Source organism: Marinitoga sp. 1197, from assembly GCF_001021165.1.
GTDB lineage: Bacteria > Thermotogota > Thermotogae > Petrotogales > Petrotogaceae > Marinitoga.
In genome coordinates this window covers 12,523-35,752 of record NZ_AZAY01000015.1, presented here as the reverse complement: position 1 = coordinate 35,752, position 23,230 = coordinate 12,523, and the positions used below count along the sequence as shown (strand labels likewise).

Annotated in this window: 26 protein-coding genes and 1 tRNA gene; 10 read left to right on the top strand and 17 right to left on the bottom strand. The window is 28.5% G+C overall.

Annotated features, from left to right (window positions below):
* Nucleotides 1-3 precede the first annotated feature (3 nt).
* From X275_RS04525 to X275_RS11505, 6 genes are all read left to right on the top strand, one after another.
* Entirely contained in the window at nucleotides 4-756 is a 753-nt protein-coding gene (locus X275_RS04525; protein WP_047267737.1) for an ABC transporter ATP-binding protein, read from the top strand.
* Nucleotides 757-766: 10 nt separating this feature from the next.
* The gene (locus X275_RS04520) at nucleotides 767-2,368 is read left to right on the top strand and encodes a hypothetical protein (protein ID WP_047267736.1); all 1,602 of its coding nucleotides are present in this window, start codon (nucleotides 767-769) and stop codon (nucleotides 2,366-2,368) included.
* A gap of 12 nt (nucleotides 2,369-2,380) precedes the next feature.
* The gene (locus X275_RS04515) at nucleotides 2,381-3,313 is read left to right on the top strand and encodes an AAA family ATPase (RefSeq protein WP_047267735.1); all 933 of its coding nucleotides are present in this window, start codon (nucleotides 2,381-2,383) and stop codon (nucleotides 3,311-3,313) included.
* 8 nt (nucleotides 3,314-3,321) lie between these two features.
* Nucleotides 3,322-4,566 carry a DUF58 domain-containing protein gene (locus X275_RS04510; protein ID WP_047267734.1) on the top strand — a complete coding sequence of 415 codons (1,245 nt, stop codon included), beginning with the start codon at nucleotides 3,322-3,324 and terminating at the stop codon, nucleotides 4,564-4,566.
* 10 nt (nucleotides 4,567-4,576) lie between these two features.
* Nucleotides 4,577-5,983 carry a hypothetical protein gene (locus X275_RS04505; protein WP_047267733.1) on the top strand — a complete coding sequence of 469 codons (1,407 nt, stop codon included), beginning with the start codon at nucleotides 4,577-4,579 and terminating at the stop codon, nucleotides 5,981-5,983.
* Between the two features lie 156 nt (nucleotides 5,984-6,139).
* A complete protein-coding gene (locus tag X275_RS11505; RefSeq protein WP_156168686.1) occupies nucleotides 6,140-6,280 on the top strand; it encodes a hypothetical protein in 141 nt (46 codons plus the stop codon).
* Between the two features lie 34 nt (nucleotides 6,281-6,314).
* Here X275_RS11505 and X275_RS04500 read toward each other — a convergent pair whose 3' ends face one another.
* From X275_RS04500 to X275_RS04490, 3 genes are read right to left on the bottom strand one after another with little or no spacing between them, the layout of a single operon-like run.
* Entirely contained in the window at nucleotides 6,315-6,632 is a 318-nt protein-coding gene (locus X275_RS04500) for a DUF190 domain-containing protein (RefSeq protein WP_047267732.1), read from the bottom strand.
* Nucleotides 6,629-7,006: a fluoride efflux transporter CrcB gene (gene crcB / locus X275_RS04495; RefSeq protein ID WP_047267731.1), complete on the bottom strand. Its 378-nt coding sequence runs from the start codon at nucleotides 7,004-7,006 to the stop codon at nucleotides 6,629-6,631. Before crcB ends, X275_RS04500 begins: the two co-directional genes overlap by 4 nt.
* A 52-nt stretch (nucleotides 7,007-7,058) precedes the next feature.
* Nucleotides 7,059-7,331 (bottom strand): HU family DNA-binding protein, encoded by a 273-nt coding sequence (locus X275_RS04490; protein WP_047265625.1) that lies wholly within the window; start codon nucleotides 7,329-7,331, stop codon nucleotides 7,059-7,061.
* Between the two features lie 232 nt (nucleotides 7,332-7,563).
* On the opposite strand from X275_RS04490, the gene X275_RS04485 reads away from it, so the two are divergent.
* Nucleotides 7,564-7,640: transfer RNA gene (locus X275_RS04485), tRNA-Asp, on the top strand.
* Between the two features lie 50 nt (nucleotides 7,641-7,690).
* Here the strand turns inward: X275_RS04485 and X275_RS11500 are convergent.
* The 5 genes from X275_RS11500 to secG form a co-directional block, all read right to left on the bottom strand.
* The gene (locus X275_RS11500; protein WP_156168684.1) at nucleotides 7,691-7,837 is read right to left on the bottom strand and encodes a hypothetical protein; all 147 of its coding nucleotides are present in this window, start codon (nucleotides 7,835-7,837) and stop codon (nucleotides 7,691-7,693) included.
* A gap of 338 nt (nucleotides 7,838-8,175) precedes the next feature.
* A complete protein-coding gene (locus X275_RS04480) occupies nucleotides 8,176-9,747 on the bottom strand; it encodes a hypothetical protein (protein ID WP_047267730.1) in 1,572 nt (523 codons plus the stop codon).
* Between the two features lie 113 nt (nucleotides 9,748-9,860).
* Nucleotides 9,861-10,862 carry an S-layer homology domain-containing protein gene (locus tag X275_RS04475; RefSeq protein ID WP_047267729.1) on the bottom strand — a complete coding sequence of 334 codons (1,002 nt, stop codon included), beginning with the start codon at nucleotides 10,860-10,862 and terminating at the stop codon, nucleotides 9,861-9,863.
* 83 nt (nucleotides 10,863-10,945) lie between these two features.
* Nucleotides 10,946-12,136: a tyrosine--tRNA ligase gene (gene tyrS, locus X275_RS04470; RefSeq protein ID WP_047267728.1), complete on the bottom strand. Its 1,191-nt coding sequence runs from the start codon at nucleotides 12,134-12,136 to the stop codon at nucleotides 10,946-10,948.
* Between the two features lie 7 nt (nucleotides 12,137-12,143).
* Nucleotides 12,144-12,383, bottom strand: coding sequence for a preprotein translocase subunit SecG (gene secG, locus X275_RS04465; protein WP_084822631.1), 240 nt, complete (start codon nucleotides 12,381-12,383; stop codon nucleotides 12,144-12,146).
* 205 nt (nucleotides 12,384-12,588) lie between these two features.
* Between secG and X275_RS04460 the strand changes: the two genes are divergently transcribed.
* Nucleotides 12,589-12,831 (top strand): FmdB family zinc ribbon protein, encoded by a 243-nt coding sequence (locus X275_RS04460; protein ID WP_047265629.1) that lies wholly within the window; start codon nucleotides 12,589-12,591, stop codon nucleotides 12,829-12,831.
* 49 nt (nucleotides 12,832-12,880) lie between these two features.
* Here the strand turns inward: X275_RS04460 and X275_RS04455 are convergent, their stop codons facing one another.
* The 3 genes from X275_RS04455 to X275_RS04445 form a co-directional block, all read right to left on the bottom strand.
* Nucleotides 12,881-13,234: a S1 RNA-binding domain-containing protein gene (locus X275_RS04455; protein WP_047265655.1), complete on the bottom strand. Its 354-nt coding sequence runs from the start codon at nucleotides 13,232-13,234 to the stop codon at nucleotides 12,881-12,883.
* 81 nt (nucleotides 13,235-13,315) lie between these two features.
* Nucleotides 13,316-13,531 carry a 50S ribosomal protein L31 gene (gene rpmE / locus X275_RS04450; RefSeq protein WP_047265630.1) on the bottom strand — a complete coding sequence of 72 codons (216 nt, stop codon included), beginning with the start codon at nucleotides 13,529-13,531 and terminating at the stop codon, nucleotides 13,316-13,318.
* Nucleotides 13,532-13,671: 140 nt separating this feature from the next.
* On the bottom strand, nucleotides 13,672-14,469 hold the full coding sequence (locus X275_RS04445) for a metallophosphoesterase (protein ID WP_047267727.1): 798 nt from the start codon (nucleotides 14,467-14,469) through the stop codon (nucleotides 13,672-13,674).
* A 190-nt stretch (nucleotides 14,470-14,659) separates the two neighbouring features.
* Between X275_RS04445 and X275_RS04440 the strand changes: the two genes are divergently transcribed.
* On the top strand, nucleotides 14,660-15,733 hold the full coding sequence (locus X275_RS04440; RefSeq protein WP_047267726.1) for a tetratricopeptide repeat protein: 1,074 nt from the start codon (nucleotides 14,660-14,662) through the stop codon (nucleotides 15,731-15,733).
* Nucleotides 15,708-16,211, top strand: a complete 504-nt coding sequence (locus tag X275_RS04435; protein WP_197072597.1) for a prepilin peptidase — start codon at nucleotides 15,708-15,710, stop codon at nucleotides 16,209-16,211. The genes X275_RS04440 and X275_RS04435 overlap by 26 nt, the downstream gene beginning before the upstream one ends.
* Here the strand turns inward: X275_RS04435 and X275_RS04430 are convergent.
* Genes X275_RS04430 through X275_RS04405 form a run of 6 tightly spaced genes read right to left on the bottom strand, consistent with a single transcriptional unit; the run spans nucleotide 16,146 to nucleotide 23,168 of the window.
* Nucleotides 16,146-16,844, bottom strand: coding sequence for a pseudouridine synthase (locus X275_RS04430; RefSeq protein WP_047267724.1), 699 nt, complete (start codon nucleotides 16,842-16,844; stop codon nucleotides 16,146-16,148). The genes X275_RS04435 and X275_RS04430 overlap by 66 nt on opposite strands.
* A 2-nt stretch (nucleotides 16,845-16,846) precedes the next feature.
* Nucleotides 16,847-17,770 carry an ABC transporter ATP-binding protein gene (locus tag X275_RS04425; protein WP_047267723.1) on the bottom strand — a complete coding sequence of 308 codons (924 nt, stop codon included), beginning with the start codon at nucleotides 17,768-17,770 and terminating at the stop codon, nucleotides 16,847-16,849.
* Nucleotides 17,771-17,778: 8 nt separating this feature from the next.
* Nucleotides 17,779-18,228 (bottom strand): SsrA-binding protein SmpB, encoded by a 450-nt coding sequence (smpB, locus tag X275_RS04420; RefSeq protein ID WP_047267722.1) that lies wholly within the window; start codon nucleotides 18,226-18,228, stop codon nucleotides 17,779-17,781.
* Nucleotides 18,229-18,230: 2 nt separating this feature from the next.
* The gene (gene disA, locus X275_RS04415) at nucleotides 18,231-19,316 is read right to left on the bottom strand and encodes a DNA integrity scanning diadenylate cyclase DisA (RefSeq protein ID WP_047267721.1); all 1,086 of its coding nucleotides are present in this window, start codon (nucleotides 19,314-19,316) and stop codon (nucleotides 18,231-18,233) included.
* A gap of 16 nt (nucleotides 19,317-19,332) precedes the next feature.
* Nucleotides 19,333-20,673 carry a DNA repair protein RadA gene (gene radA, locus X275_RS04410; RefSeq protein WP_047267720.1) on the bottom strand — a complete coding sequence of 447 codons (1,341 nt, stop codon included), beginning with the start codon at nucleotides 20,671-20,673 and terminating at the stop codon, nucleotides 19,333-19,335.
* A complete protein-coding gene (locus X275_RS04405) occupies nucleotides 20,673-23,168 on the bottom strand; it encodes an ATP-dependent Clp protease ATP-binding subunit (RefSeq protein WP_047267719.1) in 2,496 nt (831 codons plus the stop codon). Before X275_RS04405 ends, radA begins: the two co-directional genes overlap by 1 nt.
* Nucleotides 23,169-23,230: the final 62 nt, after the last annotated feature.

The window sequence follows — 23,230 nt, the reverse complement described above, 5'->3', positions numbered from 1 at the left end:
CTTATGATTAAAGCAAGGAATTTGGTGAAGAAATTTGGGGATTTCACTGCGGTAAATAACATAAACCTTGATATCAAACCCGGAGAAATCTATGGTTTTTTAGGCCCAAATGGTGCAGGAAAAACCACTACCATAAGGATGCTAACCGGAACATTACAACCTTCAGATGGAAATATCGAAATTCTTGGAATGAATATGAAAACACATGAAATTAAAATCAAAGCTAATATTGGAGTAGTTCCTGACGAACCAAAAATGTATGAAAACTTAAAAGGGTCGGAATTTATTGAATTTATTATGGATATATATGAAGTCAGAAAAGATGATGCAAAAAAAAGGCTTGATGAAATTTGTGATGCCTTTGAAATTGATTATCTTGATTCTTTTATTGGAGATTATTCTCATGGAATGAAACAAAAATTAATGGTGGCTTCTGTATTAATGAGAAAACCAAAAGTTATATTTTTAGATGAACCTACAGTTGGCCTCGATGCAAAATCTGCAAAAATATTAAAAATGCTAATAGAAAAATACGCTCATGAAGGTGCAACAATATTTATGACAACACATATTCTTGAGATTGCAGAAAAAATGTGTGATAGAATTGGTATAATATCAAGTGGTAATTTAATAGCTGAAGGAACATTAGAAGAATTAAAAAGCCTATCAAAAACTGGTGAAAAACAAACACTTGAAGATTTATTTCTTGAATTAACAGGTGCTGGGGAATTAGATGATATAATAAAGGAATTATAGGGGGGATCTAATGAAAAATAAGATTATATTAATATTAAAATATTCATATCAAAATAAATTAAGACCGAAACAGAAAAAAGATGGCACATATAAAAAGAGAGGCCCATGGAGAGCTTTAATGGCTTATATACTCCCTGCTATAATATTTGGAGGTTCTCTCGCCCCAATGATGTATTTTATGTTTAAAGAATTAAACATTCCGTTTTCTCAATTAGGTATAAATTTGCCCTGGACTATTTTAGATGTGATTTTTGGAATGTGGTTTCTGCTTATGGGATTCATGTTTTTCTTAAATTATTCACCTGCTATTGTTGCAAATTTATATGAAAGTGAAATGACACAATTATTGCTTTCTATGCCAATAAGGCGTTCATCGATATATATAGCAAGTGCCATTGATAGTTTAATAATGGCCGGGCTCCCTCTGGGAATGATGATACCAATTTTTGCAGTTTATGCTTTAATAGCTAAAAATAGTATTATTTTCAGCATACTTGGAGGCATTGGATTTTTAATTCTATTGTTATTAATTTCAAATTTAGGAGGTATATTATTTTCAAAATTTTTAACAAAAACGTCCGCCAAGCGCTGGACAATGATTATGTATTTTATAAGTATTTTTTTCTATGTTGGAATTAGCAACTTACTCCCAAACTTTGCAAATACTCCTCCTTCTCAGTTAGTCAATGCCCTTGAAAGAATGTCAAATATAATTTTAAATACTTTCTGGCCTCATACATGGGTAATTAACGTAATGAAAGGTAGTATCCCTTTCTTGATTTTGCTGTATTCAACTATACTTATATTATCTTATATAATTTATAACTTATCAAATACACTTGAATTTTCTGTATCAAGAAAAAAGGGAAAAAAGAAAAAAGCAGAAATTAAGTTTAAAAGTTCAAAATTCCCAATATTAAAAAAAGATTTTAGACTGCTTTTTAGAGATTCACAAACGTTTTTCCTTTTATTATATCCTTTATTTATTCCAATAATATTTATGTTTTCTTCCAAATCACTTGATATGATAAGTATTATTTTTGTTATGATCGCTGCTATTTATGCTTCAATGGTTGCTATTTATGCCATTTCATATGAAGGAAAATTATGGCCAGTACCAAAATTATACCCTATCAAAATAGGACATTTAATTTTTTCAAAAGCATTTATGCCTTTTATAATATACGTTGTTGAGTATATTGCTATAACAATATTAATATATTTATCAGGAAAAGCATCTATAGAAGTTTTTTGGAGTATTATTCCAGTAATTTTAATAATTATGTATTCTTCCATACTCGGAATTAGCCTTTATTTAAAAAATCCTAAAAGAGATTTATCCCAAAAAAATATTATAAGTGGAAAAGAAGTTTTTTATCTTGAAGGCATTACTCTTGGACTTGGACTTGGAATATTTTTGCCAGGAAATTTATATATTTCCTCTTTAAAAAATATAGAAATAAAAGAACAATTAATTGATTTCTTATTTGACTCAACTCTTTTATATCATCTTATTGGAGCTGTTCTTCCATTATTTTTGCTTTTTTTAACCATATATCTTATAAAAAGAGAAATAAAGAAAACTAAAGAACGTATGTTGAAATGGGAATGAAAGGGGTGCATTATGGTAACTGATACTTTAGCTAAAAAGATTGTAAATAATGTTGAGATTGTAATCAAAGGAAAAGAAGAAAAAATAAAAATGGTTTTAGCAGTATTTCTTTCAAATGGTCATGTCTTACTTGAAGATGTTCCAGGAACAGGAAAAACCATGCTCGCCAGAGCTCTGGCAAAGTCATTTGATCTTGAATTTAAAAGAATACAATTTACTCCTGACTTATTACCAAATGATTTAATAGGATTATATATTTATGATAAAAATAAAAATGAATTTATACTAAAAAAAGGACCAATTTTCACAAATATTTTATTGGGTGATGAAATAAACCGTGCAACTCCAAGAACACAATCTGCATTATTAGAATCTCTTGCTGAAAATCAGGTATCAATAGATGGAATTACTCACAGATTAGAAAATAATTTTTTTGTTATAGCAACACAAAATCCTATAGAATTTGAGGGGACTTTCCCATTACCAGAAGCACAATTAGACAGATTTATGATAAGACTGAGTCTTGGATATCCCGATATAGAAAATGAGATAAACATGCTTTCTTCTCAAGAAATGAAGCATCCAATCTATGAAATTAAAAGTGTATCAAATGAAGAAGAACTGCTAAACTCAAAAAAAGAAATAAAAAGTATTCTGGTTTCAAATGAAATAAAGCAATACATCGTTGATATAGTTAACAGAACAAGAAATCATAAAGATATAAAAGTAGGCGCAAGCCCCAGAGGTGCAATTGCTTTAATGCAGCTTTCAAAAAGTTTAGCTGCAATTGAAGGAAGAGAATTTGTAATACCAGATGATATAAAAAAAATAGCTCCTTATGTTTTATCACATAGAATTATATTAAAAGCAGAAGCAAAAATTAAAAAAGTTTCTTCTTATAGATTAATAAAGGATATACTCAATGAAGTAAAACTAATAAAGTAGATGATAGTATGAAATATAAAATAAAAGGTTTGGTACTATTAAGTATATTTACCATAATACTTAATATATTCTATTTCAGTAATTATACAATCATTCTTTTGTCTCTTATAATATTTAGCTGGTATGAATTTATTCAAAAAAAACGCATATTTGAAAGCTTGAAGGTTAATTATGACCTTGAATATGAAAAATGCTTTATAGAAGAAGAAATTGAATATAGGGTAATATTAAACAACCCTTCTGATGAAGAAATTACTATTACGCTGTCACCTTCCAATTTATTAAGTAGACTAAGACCTCCATATCAAAAAATAAAATTAGCTGCTCATGAAACAAAAAAAATTGTTTTCATAACTTCTTTTGGCACAAGAGGGAAAAAGGAAATAGGTTTTATCAGTATAAATTATAAAACACCTCTGGGATTTGAATTCTGGAAAAATATAAAGGTTAATAAAAGTATAGATGTTTTACCTGAATTCATATATTCCGAATTCAACAAAGAAAGTCTTAAAAAATTATTACCAGGAGAAAAATCCAATATCAGAATATTAGAAGATGTAACATATGTTGAAAATATAGATGAATATAATAATGAACCAATGAACCGAATAAACTGGAAAATATCAGCAAAATATGATAAATTAATGGTAAAAAAATTCTCGCATACATCAACTGGAAAAATATTTATGTTTGTAGATTTAAATCTCCCAGCTGGAATACCAGAAAATAATATTTTCTGGAAAAAAGAAAGGAAAATCTATGAAGAATACGCACTAAAGGCTGCTGCAAGCATAATTAGAGCACAAAAACTTAAACATCAGGAAGTAAATTTAGTTGTTATTGGAAAGGATATTAAAAAGATTTCCTCCAATGATTGGATAGATTATTATGATATTCTTTCTATAGTAGAAGGAATAAACAAACCCACATATACACTTGAAAATATTTTAAAAAAAGAACTACCTTATCTTACATATGAAGATACAGTAATTATAATCTCCATTCATTTAACTGATGAAATTATACCGGATTTAATAAAATTGAGAGCCAGAACTTCTAAAGTTATAGTGCTTATAATGCCGTATGGGTTTAGAATTGAACATGAAGGAAAACTTGATATAAAAGAACATGAAATATTTAGAGTCGAAGCAAAAGAACTGGAAAAAAAAGCAATATTACTCGAAGAAAATTATATTATCGTCCGTCTCATATCGCCAAACAACTCTCTAACTGAAATTTTCGAAAGTATATAGGGGTGATTGAATGAATAAAAAAAGATGGATTTATCTGATTTCAATCTTTTTGACATTTATTCCATTTAATTGGAATTCAGGATTAGTCCTTTTTATATTTGGTGCATTGTTTTCATTCCTGTATATTAGAATAAGAAAATTTGGTATGCCATATTATATAGCTTTTTTAGCTTTATTTGGAATATTTATGTTTACATTTTTCCTTTTAAACGCAACAGGTTCAAAAAATTTATACTATAGTTTAAACATAATAGCAATAGTCATATTATCCTATTACCTACCAGGAATTCAAAAAGATACTTTCAAAAAAGATATCATTAGATTCACATTTTTATTCCTAATTGCATTAATTTTACTTAGAAATTTAATAAATCCTTTATTCCCTCTTATAGCTTTATTATTATCTTTATTTGAATTATTAAAAGATCAGAAAAATAAAATAATGGTGATTTCATTATATCTAATATTCATATTATTTTCACTGATAAACTTTAATTATTATTATAATCCTTTTAAGGAATTACATTTTTCTCCAGATACACAATTACTAAATGAAAAAAGAGATGAAGAAATAAATTTAGAAAACAGCTTAACCCAAAAAAAAGATGAAACCGAAATAAAAAAAATAAAAGATAATTTTTCAAATAACATCGCTCCAGAAGAAAGAAAAACAATATTATTAAATAATAAAATAGTGGATACAATAATTTTAATAAATATTGCAATTGGTGGGTTTATCGCTATAATTTTGGCAATTATAATATGGAAATTACTTGGAAAAAACGAAAAAAAGAAAGTTGTTATATCTTTGATAATATTTTTTTCTATTCTGTTATTGATTGGAACGGGTATATCATATATGGAAAGAGGACGTGAGCCAATGATGAATAAATCACTAAATCCTATCAATTTAACAGATAAAGACAAACCTATAAACGATATTTCTACCTCAAAAATAACAGATATATTTAGAGAAATTGCTAATTCACCTAAATCAGCCTATGTAAAACTATATCAACCTATAAAATGGATATATTTAGTATTATCAATTTTATTTGGAATTTTAGTAATAATGGCTATAAAAAAATTCTTTAAAAATCAAAAAGAAGATATTAAAAAAATCAGAAAATTTTCTATAGAAAAAATTGAAAAAGAAGATATTCCATATATTATAGAAGAAGGATATAAATATATCAGAAAAAGATTTTTTAAATCCTTTTCACATTTAACTCCCTATGAATTATTATATAAGATTTCTTATCCAAAAGAATTTGAACTTTTAACTAATCTTTTTGTTCTAAAAGAATATGGAGAAAAAAATTATGATTATACAAAAAATGAAATAAAAAATATAATTATGAAATCTATAGAATTTTTTAATAGTATATCAAAAAATCAAAAATCCGATAAAAATTAACATAATTTGAAAAATTCATGTCTACTCCTTATAAAATCCTTGTTGATTAATGAAGATGAAATAATAAATGTTAAATAACATAATAGTTCGGATACCGAATTGTATAAAATTAAATATATAATAAAGATGAAAACATTATAACGGGGAGGGAGAGACATGAAAATTATAAAAAATTATCTAAACAGAAAATTAGGATTTATGGAAAACAAAGCCTCTAACAGTGAAATAGATACTTTATTAGAAAACTTAAAAGAAGAAGCTTTAGAAGAATTATACATAAACAATAACTTGATATAAAAAAGAAGCCATTTGGCTTCTTTTTTATATTCTTTTATTCTTCTTTAATTATCCTCATATATTCAACATCCCAATACACTGCTAACCCATCAAAATTGCATTTTTTTACATCATTTAATAATCTTTGAATTTTCTCCTCTTCATCTATTACTTCAATAATAATGGGCAAATCTTCACTCAAAGTAAAAAAGTCAACTCTATGCACATGATGCTTTTCACCAAAACCCATAACTCCTTTTAATACCGTTACACCTTTTAATCCATGATCATAACATAACTTAACTATATGTTTATAAGCTGGTTCATGCCCACAGTGATCTGACTCTCCCAGATAAATTCTTAAAAATTTCATGATCCTATCCTCCCTAACGAATATCCTAATAATGCAAAAAAAAGCCCAAGAATTATACTTGTTATTAAATATACAAAAGAATAATAATTAAACGATTCCTCATTTAAAATTATAGTTTCGTACATGAAAGTTGAAAAAGTTGTGAAAGATCCTATAAATCCAGTCGAAAAAAATAGCATAAAATTTTTTGGTATTTCTAACCTATTTATACCTAAAGACATAATAAAACTCAAAACAAATGACCCTAAAATATTTACAAATAATGTACCATACGGTATGTTTGCAAGCGAAAACATCGAGTTTATATACTTTGATACTAAATACCTTGAAATAGCTCCCAAAAAGCCTCCTAAGCCTATATATATCAAACTCATAATTTATCTTCCTCCATTTAAATCTAAACGGAGCCTTCTGGCCCCGTTTAGATTATTTTACTTTTAATTTTAATTCTTTACCTGGTTTAAATTTAGGTACTTTACCGCCTGGAATTTCAATAGCTTCTTTTGTTTGTGGATTAACACCTTTTCTTGGTTTTCTTTCTACAACTTCAAATGTACCAAAACCAACAATTTTTACGTTTTCACCATTTGATAAAGCTTCGGATACAACTTCAACAAAAGAATCAACAAATAAAGCAGCTTCTTTTTTTGTAACATTAACTTTTTCAGCTAATGCACTAACGAGTTCTTTTTTGTTCATACATGCACCCCCTATATATTGATATAAACGTATTTCAAAGGAATTTTACCACATTTTTTGCTTAAAATCAAGCAGTAATGTAAATTTTAGAGTTTTTTACTATTTAAAGTATTTTAATTCATATTTTTCAATATAAAATAATTAAAATAATACTAAAAAACATGTCACCATTTAGAAACCACTCAGGACTGGAAATGTAATATTTCTTTTGGTAGAATATATTCGGTCAGTTGGGGACGTGGTGCAGTTGGTTAGCATGCCGGTCTGTCACACCGGTGGCCGCGGGTTCGAGTCCCGTCGTCCCCGCCAAAAAAGCTCCTGGAAAGATCCAGGAGTTTTTTTATTTTGAATCACCAATATCATTCATTATATTCAAAGGCTTCGTAACTTGATGGAGTTACATCTATTTTTATATAAAATTGCCAGTAGTGATTATCTTTAAAACCAATAATAAGCTTTGTCGTTTTATCGGTAATAGTATTTCCAAATTCAAAACCTGTTCGCATCTCGTTTAATTTATAATATAAATTGATTTCATATCCTATTTCATGGTTAATATCGTTTAATTTTTCATAATCATAATCCCATAATTGAGTATTAATATAAAAATTTTTAATAGGAATTAAAACGCCTTCGAAATAATATTTTTGAAAAACATCTTTTCAAATTATCTTAAGATATGTTTTAATCATTTGGTAAATCTCTATAATAAGTGCTAATCTTATCTTTATAGTCGATATCATAATAATTATTTGAATAAAAATGAATATTTATCATAAAAGTAAAATGAGAAAACATAAAAAATCCCGGCAATTGCCGGGATTTTTTATATAAACCAACATTATTAGAAGCTTACTGAACCTTTTATGTATGCATTCCAATATAAATCTTTGCTTCCAAATGATGCATTGCTTACATGTACTCCAGTTGTTATAACATCATTTGGTGAGTATGTTACATCTGCTGTGTATAAGAATTCGCTTGGTTCATTAAATGTTTCTTCAAAAATATTTCCATCTGAATCACTATCTGTATAGTTCTTCATAGATAATTTAACATCAACCTTATCTACAGGATTTACTGTAACAGAAACATCATAAGCTAAATTATTTGTAGCATCTTTTGTAGCTGCATGTAATTTATACCATGCATTTAAAGATACTGTAACCATATCTGCTTCATAGCCAACTTTACTATGAGCATCAACAGCATATTCGTCAGAAACTTTGTCTAAATCAACTGAATTCAATGTTACATCATAAGCTGCTGATACTGCATCAAATGTTTGGGAACCTGATACTTTAGCTGATAAGCTTAATGGCGTAGCAATTTCTGTTCCATCTGCTTTTGAAACTTTTAAACTTTCAATGTTAAATAAATCATGGATTTTGTTTGAATATTCTACAGCATATGTATAAGTCATATCGCCAGGCAATGGTAATGTAACTTTATCTGTTAAAGATATGCTACCAGCAACACCAAAATCAGCTGATAAATCTGCACCAAAGGTTACCTGTGTAGCATCAGAAACCGGTTTAACAAATGCTGGTAATGTTGTAGCTTTAGCAAAATCAAATGTTGTATGAGGTGTTACAGTAAACATGCCTGCTTCGAAATCTTTTTTATAAGATGCTGATAATAAATATGTTGAAGAACCTTCCTGTGATCCAAAGAAGAATTCGCCAGTTAACCCAGAAACTGCTTCTTTACCTGTAAATGCTGCTGCAACTGCAAAACCTGTTTTTGTTGCAGGAGTAGATACTGCTAATCTTGTTGCTGGATCTGCTGCCCAGAAACCTGCTGTTAAATCAACATCAAATTGAGGAACTACACTTAAAGAATATTTTGCTGCAAATAAATCACCGTTCAACATTACAGGATTATCTGTTTGTGTAGCATCTGATTTAACATCATCTGTAGAAGTTAAATCAACATATAAAAATTCAAATCCTAAATCTTTTAATGTTACAATTGCATGATGAGCACCAACTGCTGATAAATCAAGAGCACCATCTCCATTTGCATCTTCATTGTAAACAATGTATTTTGAGTATTCTTTGATCCCACTGTTATTAAATACTGCTTTTAACATATTGTCTTCGTAAGTAATGCTAACTAAACTAAAAGCTGGAGTAGTATCTTTAGCTAAGCCAACTAAATCACCACTTAAAACAGCTGTTAACATCCCACCTTCATTACCACCAAATGTTGCTGAATAACCTGATGAAAACGCTGTTGTAACCTTCAAAGTATTTCCAAACATTAAATCTAACCCATTTTCATCAAATCCAACCTCAAAACTTACTGCCCCTTCAAACACAGGATTTGTAACTGACAATGTTGCAGGCACTTCAGTAGCTGCAAACGCAGATACGATGAATGCTAATGCCATAACTAAAACGAGAATCTTCTTCATTCAAACAACCTCCTTAAATATAATTTATTTTGAATTAAACTGTAAATATTCTATCATATTAACGAAAGAATGTCAAGAGTTCTTAACGTTAAATTAATTAATCAGGTGATTAATTATTTTACTACAAATGGTAATACCAATGCTACACCTGCTAATGCTATTCCAACCATTGCTAACATGTTAGCCTTGTTTGATGATTCTTCATTAGCAGCAACTTTTCCTTCAAGTTCTTTATCTTTTTTCGTTAAATTAATTAGTACTGTCTGATTTGCTGTTACTGCAGATTCAACAGCATTTAGTTTTTCAGAAACATTTTTTACATCTGATCTAACATTTGATAATGCATCTAATTTATCTTCTAAATCAAGCATTTTATATTTTGTTTCCATTAAAACCCTTGAAGTATTTGCTTTATCTTGTTTAGCGTTATCTATTGTAGTATTTAATTTATCACTTAAATCATTTACCAAATATTGTAATTCTAGCATTTTTTTAGGTAATGAACTAACCTGATCAGATAAACTATCAACTTGGTCTTGAAGATCTAACATATCTTCTACTAACATATCTGCATTATTAAATGCTCTATAAGCAACCTTTGTTATTGTTTCTAATTTTGCATTTGTTTTCTCTAAATCTTTTGATAATCCATTTACAACTTCTTTATCTGCTTTTTTAGATATCATATCTTTTAATTCTTGATGTTCTTTTATATTCTGACCTGCTACATAATCTAAATCAGATTTTACAGTATCTAACTCTTCCCATAATCCGTCAATATTTTCTATATTTACAGAAACATCATCTGATAATGAGGATAATCCTGCTAATTTTTCATCTAACATTTTCAAAACTGTTTCAACTCTTTTGATATCTTCAGCTTTTGCCAATACAGGGTCGTTTTCAATATAAGTTAATGTGTCTGATAATAATACTGCAATTTCAGCTTTCGTTAAAACGATATCGGGATTAAAGTTATCTTCCATAGGAAGAATTCCCCTATTTGCTAAATCCATAACATAATCATATGCCCAATGATCTTTAGGTACATCTTTAAATGCAAATGATAATACTCCAAAAAGAACTAATGCCAATACTAAAAGTGTTTTACGCATACGCTCTACCCCCTCTTTTAAATTTTGAATTTTAGTTGTGAAAATACACTAATTATATTATACTATAAAAAACTGATTTTCTTTTAATTCGTATTTAGTTTAAAAAATCGTCTTTTCCCAATTCTTAGTATTTCATCGCCCTTAATTTCTAATAATTGGAAAGGATCATTAATTTTAACATCATTAATCTTTACTGCTCCCTGACTGATAAGCCTTTTTGCTTCACTTTTGCTTGAAATCGATTTTGTTTTCATAATTAAATCAATAGCTTTAATTTCATTTTCTACAATGATTTCTTCCATTTCATCAGGAATATCCTTTTTTTGAAATACTTTTATAAATTCATTTTGTGCATATTCAGCTTTTTCTTCACCATGAAAAAATTTCACTATTTCATAAGCTAATTTCATCTTTACATCTCGAGGATTAATGGTATTATTTTTCATTTTTTCACTGTATTCTTTTATTTGTTCTTCAGGAATATCTGTAGCCAATCTCATGTATTTTAATATTAATGTATCTGGAATAGACATTACCTTCCCGTACATGTTAAATGGCTCATCTTCAAAGGCTATATAATTATCATATGATTTACTCATTTTTAAATGTCCATCTGTCCCTTCAATAATAGGCATAGTTAAAACAATTTGAGGTTTTTGACCATACGCTTCCTGGATTTTTCTACCAACCAGCAAATTAAATAATTGATCTGTTCCTCCCATTTCTACATCAGCTTCAACCATAACAGAGTCATATGCCTGAGCTAAAGGATACATAAATTCCGACACACTTATGGGTTCATTATTTGCAAGTCTTTTTGCAAAATCATCTCTCTCAAGCATACGCGCAACTGTATAATTTGATGAAAGTTTAATTACATCGTAAAAAGACATCTTTTCAAGCCATTCACTATTATATCTTATTTCTGTTTTTTCCGGATCCAATATACGAAAAGCCTGTTTTTTATAGGATTCGGCATTGGCTTCAACCTCTTCTTTTGTAAGCATCGGCCTTGTTTTAGAACGACCAGAAGGATCACCAATTCTTGCAGTAAAATCTCCTATGATTAAGACTACCTGGTGACCTAAATCCTGAAATTCTCTTAACTTTTTTAATACGACAGCATGCCCAAGATGAAGATCGGGGCGCGATGGATCTACACCCAGTTTAACCCTCAATGTTTTCCCGGATTTTAAACGCTCTTTTAATTCTTCTGATGATATTAAGTCTATTGTATTTCTTTTTATAATATCAAATTGCTTTTCAAAATCCACTATTTACTCACCTCGCAAGAAGCGCTGCGACTACAAAAGAAGATATCATAAATAATATTCCTGACCATAATGCCATCTTTGCTGCAGGATCAAGCCCTTTTTCCCTTCCAAACATTGTATGGGCAGCTCCTGAACCAAATGCTCCACCTAATTCAGCATTTTTTTGCATTCGTTGCAATGCGAAATAAATTAAAGCAATCGATAGAATAATATGAACAATAATAGCTAATATTGTTAAGATTGACACTTCAACTGCCTCCTTTGATTTTTATATTAATGTTCTCAAAAAATATTATACACTAAAACTTTTGATAATTCAAGTAAAAAATGGTCTTTGATAATAATTTATAAAATATTTTAGAAATATTGTTTTGTGAAATTAATTTGCTCGAAAAGGTTTTTAAACATAATATTGTTAAAATTTACAAGAAATTATGAGAGGAGGTGTTTATATGCCTATCTATAGATATGTTTGTGACAGTTGCGGACATGAATTTACAGTAATGCATGGTATGAATGAAACTCCTGAAATATTTTGTGAAAAATGTGGAAGTCCTGCGAAAAAAGGTATTGGAAAAATTGGTATTTCTTTTAAAGGTAGTGGGTTTTATATAAATGATTCGAAAACAAGTAATTCAAAAGGCTCAAATAGCTCAAAAACATCTAAAAGTTCAAATACAACTTCAAAAAAATAAAAAATAAGGCGGCTATTGCCGCCTTATGTCCCCCACAAATTATAAAAGATTATCTTTTACCCTTGCCACCTCTTTTCTTATCGAGCCTTTTTGAGTATTCGGATAATTTTCTGTCACTGTCTCTCAAAAAACGGGTAAGTTTTTTTTCAAACTCTTCATCCTTTTTTTCTTCTTTTACGTCTTCTGTTTTCAACGAAAGCTCTACTTTACCATCCTTTGTTTTACCGATGATTTTTCCTTCAAGCTCCTGTCCAACCTTTAAAAAGTCAGAAATGTTTTTTACATAGTCATTGGAAATCTTTGAAATGTGAATAAAACCTTCTTCTCCAGATTCTAATGTAACAAAAGCTCCGAATTTTTTAATGTCTTTAACCGTTACTTTCACAGTTTCTCCAAATGCCATACTTTTAGCCACAAAAACTACCTCCATAAAATAATTTAATAAAAAATTTATATATAACAATATGGGAGGTTATCCTCCCACTTATGAGTTGAGAAATTTTGCATATTTGTTTTTGAATTTCTGTACTCTACCTTCAGTATCTATAATCTGAGAACTCGTTTCACCCAAATAAAACGGATGACACTTTGAACATACATCAACACGGAAATTATCTTCTGTGCTATAAAGTTGATGTTCAGCACCACATGCACACTTTACAGTAATCAACTTCATTTCTGGGTGTATTCCTTTTTTCATGTTATTCACCTCTATATTATAATATTTTTGTCTGACAAATTATAACATATTCTTTTTTCATAGTCAAGAAACTATTTATATTTTAATAAACAATTATATTAAAATATGGTATACAATAATCGCAAATAATTATTTAAAGTTTATTTTTGCAGCTTTATTACTAAAATCTCAGGTTTTGCGAAAAATCTAAGGTTAAACCATGCTCCTAAACCATTATTTATATACATAATTTTATTATCTTCAAATTCTTTTTTACCTCTTAGATAAAAAGCATATTTTTTTAATATCCATTTTGTTATAATCGGTATGTAGACCTGTCCTCCATGAGTGTGCCCTGCTAAAATTAAATTAGCTTCATCAAATGCTTCTTTATTATAAAATACTGTATCTGGTATATGTTCCATAACTATGGTATAACTTGCTGGAGTTGTATCAATACAACTCAATTTTTTATATATAGGTAGACCAATAAGTTTTAAAGAGAATTTGTTAAAATATATACTAATTGTATTATCATTAATTACATGTATATTGTTTTTATTATAAATCTCATTTATCATATCTAAATCATAATAGTCCCAATTGCCATAAATAGCATAAACAGGCGCTATTTCACTTAATGCTTTAAAAAACATATTTAAATCTTTTTTATCTGTATTTTTTATTATTGTGTCTCCCGTATATAATATTATATCAGGGTTTTCCTTTTTTATTTCATCTAAAATTTTATCATGGAAAAATATGTATTTATACATATGAAGGTCTGTAATATGTACTATTTTTATATTAATATTTTTTTCATTCAAAAATTTTTCTTTAAAATTTAATTCTGATAATTTGATATTCAGGTAACTTTTTTTTATGGAAAACGGCTCAATAATAAAAGCATAAAATATTATTATTAGAATGATAATTACAGAATTTTTTAAAAACCGCATTTTCTAACCACCTTATAATTTATAAAGATTTTATAAACCATTTAGAATGCTAAGAATTTTTAAAATAATTATAGATATTTAACTCTTACTTAACATTATACTATTTGACAAAGACTTATAACATTTATCATTCTATGTAAAAAATGATAAAATAAAATTACAACTATATTAAATGTAGGAGGAGATATCCGTGGAAACAGTGGCTATTTTAGAATTAAACGGTGAAAAGATTGAAATAAATACAAATACAGTTTTTCCTGTAATATTGGCAGATGTTATGTATGAAGGTGATTTAGATTTAATGATGGCTGATTTAAAATCAAAAAATAAATTGATTTCTGAAGCAAAAAAAATTAAATTTATTTCAGAAAATGTCCCTGGAATTTCTTCAAATTTTGTTACCAAACCTTTTATATTCTCCGAATTTCTTTCTTACCTTAATGAATTCAATTTAACTCCTGGTGATTTTAACCACGCTACTTTAAATGAGCTCTACGATATTATTCTGGACTATGCTGATCATCATAATTTCGACGAACTAAAAAAGATTGTTAAGTTTATGATAGATATAGATCCAAATTATACACCAGCTTATGAAATACTTGGATCTGTTTTGATTGAAGAAGGCAATTTAGAGGAAGGAAAAAAATATTTAGAATTGGCAGTTAAACAAGATCCTTGGAATGTTGCTGCATTATCTGAATTGGGAGAAACATATTTTAATCTTGGAGAATATGAAAAAGCTGCTGAAATATGGATGAAGGAAGTAGAATTAATGCCAGAAAACTCTGTTACTTATTTCATGATAGCTGATGCTTATAGACAATGCGAAAATTTCAAAAAGGCTGCAAGAATTTTAGAAAAGTTCTTAAATAAATATCCAAAAAGTATTTTAGCAAAATATGAATTAATCGATATTTATAAAAAATTAAGCAGAACTATTGAAGCCGACGAATTAAAAGAAGAGATTTCCAAATCCCAGCCAGAATATGTAAGTGATGTTGAAATATGGGCAAAGATAATGTTTCAGAATAAAAAATATGAAAATGTTGAAAAATTTATCAGCAAATTTTTATATAAAAACAAAGAGTATGAACACTTTAAAATTTTATTGACCATACCATTTTTAAAAGCAGGAAAGAAAGAAGAAGCTAAACTAATAATTAGAGAAATTAAAGAAAAATTTCCATGGTATTACTACGGAATGAAAAATATTTTAGATGAAATGCTTGATGAAAATGAGAAAAGTATTCTCATGGATTAAAGAAGACATTGAACTTTTTATTTCATCGTTTTTTAAAAATAAAAAAATATTTCTCCCGATTATGTCGGGAGTTCTTTTTGTACTATTTTTTGGAAATTTTAATATTATAATATTGTTACTTGGTTTAATTGCATTTGTTGATTATAATACACTTTATATCCCAGACATATTAAATTACACAATAATTTTATACGGTTTAATAAATACAAATATTCTTAATATATCAATAAGCATTTTTCTGTTTTTTATATTATTTCAATATGCTAAAAATAAAAAGTTAGGCTTTGGAGATGTTAAACTTTTATTAGGTCTTGGTTTAATTTATGGTATTTATGTGTTTTATATAATAATTTTTTCTATTATTGTTTCATTAATCTTTGAAAGAAAGAATAAAATTGCATTTGGTTATTTTCTATTTTGGGGAACTGTTGTTGAAAATATCTGGTTTTTTAATTTCAATCCATTCTCCTTCTTTTAAATTAGCCGGAAGAAATATATTTCCTATAGCTACTCTTTTTAAATCAATTACTGCAAGATTTATTGCTTTCATCATTCTCTTTATTTGATGATATTTACCTTCTGAAATCTTTATTGTAATTATATTATTTTCAATTTTTTCAACAATTGCAGGCTTTGTTTTAAAATCTTTTAATTGTATACCTTTTTCTAATTTTTCAATTTTTTCTTTTGTAATATTTCCTATAACTTTAACTTCATAAGTTTTATATATTTTTTTCTTAGGTGATATTATTTCATGAATTAATTCACCATCATTTGTCAAAAACAAAAGTCCCCGTGCATCTTTGTCCAATCTTCCAGCTATAGATAATTCGTTTTTATATTTATGATTTATTAATTGAATTACATATTTATTTTTATTTTCATATGTTGAAGACACATAACCTGCTGGCTTATTTAAAATAATATATATGAATTTATGTCCTTCTATTATTTGATTATTAAATTCTACAGTATCAGAATTTGAAACTTTATAGTTAGGATTTTTAATAATTTTCCCATTAACTCGAATCTTTCCTGATTTTATCAACCTTTTTACTTCTGATCTTGAGCCTATTTTTGAATTTGATAAAAACTTATCCAATCTATCCATTATTATCTTCCTTTTGTTATATATGAATATACATCTTCAAGTGAAATTTTCATATTTCTATATATACATTTTATATTATATTTATTTATAATTTCGTCAAATTGTTTTGTATTTAAAGGCGTTTCTATTATAGCTGTTGTTGTAGAAATAATTTTTAATCCAAATATTTCAGGTTCATTTTTTAATTTCTCAAGTTGGGAAAGATATTTCTCATTTTCTAATTCTACTTCAATTATAGAAAACTTATCTTCAAATTTTTTCATTATATTAATCATTTTATCATGCGCTACAATTTTACCTTCAACCAAAACTGCTATTTCAGATGCTATTTGTTCTACTTCCCACATATAATGTGATGAAATTAAAATTGTTTTATTATTTTTTAAATTTTGATCCAATATGTATTCTCTAATAAATCTCGAAGTTTCTACATCTATTGCTATTGTTGGTTCATCTAATAACAGAAGTTTAGGATCTTTTATTAAAGAGCGCGCAATATTGAGTTTTTGTTTATTTCCAGAAGAAAGGTTCTTTGTTAATCTGTTTTTATATTGAGAAAGCCCAAAGTCTTCTAATAACGTTAACGCTCTAGATTTCAAATCACTTTTCACATTACTTATTTTCCCGAATAATATTAGATTTTCATATGGTGTTAATTCATCTTCTAAAACTGTATAATCAGAAACAAGACTTATAAAGTTTCTGACCTTGTTTTTTTCTTTTATAACATCAATTCCAAAACTTTTAACTTCACCAGATGAAGGTAAAATTAGTGTGGAAACAATTTTCATCAAAGTTGACTTCCCAGCACCATTTGGGCCCAATAATCCAACAATCTTTCCTTCTTCCACCTCAAAATTTATATTTTTTAAAGCTTTTACATTGCCAAAATTACGAGTAACTTTTTTTATTTCTATTGCTTTCATAATACACCTCACATATCATACTTTAAATTCTTTCTTAATCTTCTTTCTAAATCTCTTTTTGCTATATCTTCTCTTTTGTCATACAATTTTTTACCTTTCACAAGAGCAATTTCAACCTTTACACGCCCTTTTTCATTAAAATACATTTTCAATGGTACTATAGTCAACCCTTTTTCCTTAACCTTTTGATCCAATTTCAGTATTTCATATTTATGCATTAATAATCTTCTGGGTCTTTCTGGATCATGATTAAATAATGATGCATTTTTATACTGGCTTATATGTGCATTATATAAATATATTTCACCTTTTTCTATCTTACAAAATGCATCCTTTAAATTAACTCTACTTTCACGTAAAGATTTTACTTCTGAGCCTCTTAACTCTATTCCCGCCTCATATTTCTCTAAAATATGATATTGATATGTTGCATGTTTATTGTTTGTTATGATTTTCATCTTTACTCCTCCATTTCAGATGATAACTTCTCCGAAAATTCACTTTTCCTCTTTATAGCTCTGTTAATCCTTTCTGCACGTTTTTTACCTATTCCTGGTACATTTATTAATTCATCCATATTTGCTTTCATTAAAGAATCTAAATTTTTAAATGTTTCCACAACATTTCTCACAATAATTGAAGGAATTCTGGTTGAATAAAGTAATCTAAATCCACGCGGTGAAACAAAAAATTCTTCCAAATCATTTTCAGTTTCTATATCATACCCCAATTTTTGAGCAATTATTTTCATATTTAAAAAATCTTCTGTTTTCAAACCATTAAATAAAGCCAACGAATCCTGCGGATATTGATAATCCAATAAATTCATGGAATAATCCATTATCAGAGCACCTAGATATCTCGGGGTTATTCTATAAATTTCATTAATCTCAAGTCTTGAACTTTCGGCTGCTTCACCCAATTCTAAAAGGTATTTCTCTGCTTTTTCTGCAACCTTTAAAGTCATAAATCCTTTTGAAATAGCTTCTACAACATTTGATAATATAACTCTATTCTCCATTTCTGCAATATTTATTTCAGATAATAATTCAAAAAAGCTCTGCTTATATCTTTGAGCGACAGCTATCTCCTGATTTAATCTTGGTAATATTACTATCTCAGGATATAATACTCTACTATTACTTCCATAATATATCGAAACCTGATTTCTTCTTTTTGATACTGCAATTAATATTTCATTTGTTTGTTTTGCCATTCTCTCTGCAGTTCTATGTCTCATTCCTGTCTGATAACTCGGAATATCACTCGACGGATTTAATTGTGCATTTGCATATAAAATCTTCGTTGCATCTTTATTTAATACAATAGCACCATCCATTTTTGCCAATTCATATAACCTTTCCGGCTCAAAATCACAATCTATAATAAAACCAAGTTGTATTAACCCTTTTTCAAGATGTTCTTCTGCCTTATCTGTTAAAAAAATCAATGCACCTAAATTTGCAGAAATAATCAAATCTATTCCTGTTCTTAATCTTTTTCCAGGAGCAAGAATGCTGAGAATTTCATCAAAAGCTGGTTTCATTTAAATCACCCCTTATTCAGGAAAAAAATTTTTTTAACATAGTGGTAAGATTTTTTATTTTTATTATATCCTTATATTCTAACTTTGAATTTGGTATAACTATATTTGTTATTCCTATTTTTCTTGCAAAATCAATTCTTTTCTCCAAACTTCTAATATGCCTTACATTCCCATCCAGCCCTATTTCTCCCATAACAACTATAGAATCAACTGTTGAAATATCAAATAAAGATGAAAGTAACGCATATGCAATTGCCAAATCACTTGAAGTATCTGATATTTTAAAACCACCTGAAGTACTTAAAAATATATCTTTTGACTCAAAGGGGAGCCTTAATCTTTTGCTCAAAACAGCTATTATCATAAGTAGTCTATCAAGTGGAGCACCTGAGGTTACTCTCCTAGGATTTCCATATACCGGTTTGCTTACCAATGCCTGTATTTCAATAGGAATTAATTTACTTCCTTCTTTAACAATAGTTAAAACATTGCCAGATGCATTTTTATAATCTTTTAAAAAATACTGTGTATATTCAGAAATAGCTTTTAAGCCTATTTGAGTCATTTCAAACATTAAAATTTCATCGGTTGGACCATATCTGTTTTTCAAAATTCTGAGCATTCTTAATCCGGAAGTTTTTTCAAGTTCAAATTGCAAAACTGCATCAACCATATGCTCTAATATTTTTGGACCCGCTATAATACCTTCCTTTGTTACGTGACCAACAACTATTAAAGTTATACCTTTTTTCTTGCAATATTCAGAAAGATACCGTGTTACTTCTTTTACCTGTAATACACTACCTGCATATGATGAAAACTTTTCTGATTTTATGGTTTGAATAGAATCTATTATCAACAAATCTGGTTTATCCTTCAATTTTTCTATTAATGAAATTATTTTTTCCATAGAGTTTTCAAAAACAAGTCCTATTTTGCTCTTATTTGTTTTTACCTTTAACCTTTTGAATCTCTGAAATACCTGTTCTGCAGATTCCTCACCAGATACATATATAACTGTTTTTTCATTTCCTATATTGGAAGAAAGTTGAGTTAAAAGTGTGCTTTTTCCAATACCCGGTTCACCAGCTAGGAGATATACACCGCTTTCTACTAACCCTCCATACAAAATTTCGTCTAATTCTTTAAATCCTGTTTTTATTTTTACAGGTTCTTTTATATCATCGGTTAAAAATAATATCTCAGAAGTTGATTGTACAGTCGTATCATCAAAAACATCCGCGGTGAATTCCACCGCGGTATTCCATTCATTACATGAAGGACATTTTGCAAACCATTTTGTACTTTCATAACCACATTCAGAACAAACAAAATATTTTTGATTCTTTTTGGCCATTATAGCACCTTCTGCTTAGATGATATTTTTCTTCCTTTTTTAAAGTGAATATTATCGTTTTTAATTTCTATTATTATTCTATCTCCTTCTTTAAATCTACCTTTTAATATTTCTTCTGATAAAGGATCTTCTAAATATCTTTGAATAGCTCGTTTAAGTGGTCTGGCTCCGAATATTGGATCAAAACCTTTTTCCACTAAAAAGCCTATAGCCTCTTCTTTGAATTTTAAATGCAAATCTTTTTCATTTAATCGTTTTTCCAAATCTTTTAATTGAATTTTTATTATTTCTTTCATATCTTTCTTTGTAAGAGGATGGAACACAACCGTTTCATCTAATCTATTTAAAAATTCCGGTTTAAATGCTTTTCTAACCTCTTCCATTACGGATAGTTTTATTTCATTATACTTTTTCTCTTCAGATTCGTCATCCACAAATCCCATAGATCGCTTGGTTTTATTAATTGTTTCACTGCCAAGATTACTGGTCATAATGATAATAGCATTTCTAAAATCTACTATTCTTCCCTGCGAATCTGTTAATCGTCCATCATCCATAATCTGTAATAATATATTATAAACATCAGGATGTGCTTTTTCTATTTCATCTAATAAAATGACGGAATATGGTCTTCTTCTTACTGCTTCAGTTAACTGTCCACCTTCTTCATAACCAACATATCCTGGAGGAGCTCCAACTAATCTTGAAACGTTAAATTTCTCCATATATTCAGACATATCTATTCTTACCAATGCTTTTTCATCACCAAATAAATATTCAGCAATTGTTTTTGCAAGTTCTGTTTTTCCTACACCGGTTGGTCCTAAAAACAGAAATACCCCTGTTGGTCTTTTTGGATCTTTAATTCCACTTCTTGCACGTCTTATCGCTTTTGATACTGCTTTTATAGCATCATCCTGTCCTATCACTCTTTCATGTAATACTGCCTCAAGGTTTAAAAGCCTTTCCATTTCAGACATTTCTAATTTTTTCAATGGAACACCCGTCCAATCTGAAACTACCTCTGAAATGTTCTCTTCTGTAATTTCTATTATATCCTTTTCTGCATTTTTTCTCCACTCTGAATATTTTTTTGAATATTTTTTCTTTAATTCACTGATCTGATTTTTTATTTCTTCGACTTCGTCATATTTATCTTTTTGAACAAAATACTCTTTTTTGTTCTCCAATTCCGTTATTTTATTTAACATCTTTTTTAAATTTTTTGGTAAAGTCAATGCATTCAATCGCATTCTTGCACCAGCTTCATCTATAAGATCTACAGCTTTATCCGGCAAATATCTGTCTGTAATATATCTTAAAGATAGGTTAACAGCCGCTTCCAACGCCTGATCTGTATATTTTACTTTATGATGCTCTTCATATTTTGATTTTATTCCTTTTAAAATCGCAATTGCCTCGTCATATGTCGGTTCATTTACATATATTTTTTGAAACCTTCTCTCAAGAGCAGGATCTTTTTCAATAAATTTCCTATACTCTGACGGAGTCGTGGCACCTATAACCGTAATATTCCCACTTGCCAGTGCTGGTTTTAAAACATTAGCAGCATCCATTGAAGACCCTTCTGCAGCCCCAGCCTCCACAATCATATGCAATTCATCTATAAACAATATTATATCCTTATTTTTTTCAAGTATTTGCATTAATTTTTTCATTCTCTTTTCAAATTCACCACGATATTTTGTTCCAGCAACAAGAGAAGTTAAATCAAGAGAAAAAATGCATTTGTTTTTCAAAACTTCTGGAACATCACCTTTTATTATCTTTTCAGCCAATCCTTCAACAATAGCACTTTTACCAACTCCTGCTTCACCAATCAAAACAGGATTATTCTTTTTTCTTCTCGCTAATATTTCCATTAACCTTCTTATTTCAACTTCTCTGCCAATAACCGGATCCAATTCATCCTTTGCAGCTTTATCCGTCAAATCAGTTCCATAACCTTCAAGTTGCTTAATTGCATTTTGCCTCTGTCTAAACCTTTCATCATCCTTTTCAACAAATGGTGATACTCCTTTTTCATTCTCATTTTTGTTTAACATTATATCTGCTAATTTTTTTCTCATTTCAACAAGGTTTATACCCAATCTTCGTAAAACATGTGCTGCTATCCCTTCACCTTCACGACATATCCCAAGCAATAAGTGTTCGGCATCTATTTGTGAAGTTCCAAGAATTTCTGATTCATCATAAGCTAATTCTATAATCCTTTTAGCTCTTGGAGTAGGTTGAGGGGATGCCCCAACAATATTATGCGAAGCATTTACTCCAACTATATTCGTTATTTCTGATTTTATTTTTCCGTATGTTAAATTATAATACGAAAAAATCTGAGTTAAGTATTTTCCACTAACTTTCAAAAGTCCCAATAACAGATGTTCTGTTCCTACATAAGGATGTCCCATAAATCTCGCTTCATTTTGGGCTTCAATAAAAACTTTAGCCGCTCTATCTGTAAAGTTATCAAACATATTATCACCTCCGTATCTAATAGATATTTTAACACATTTTCACTAAATTATGAAGAATATAC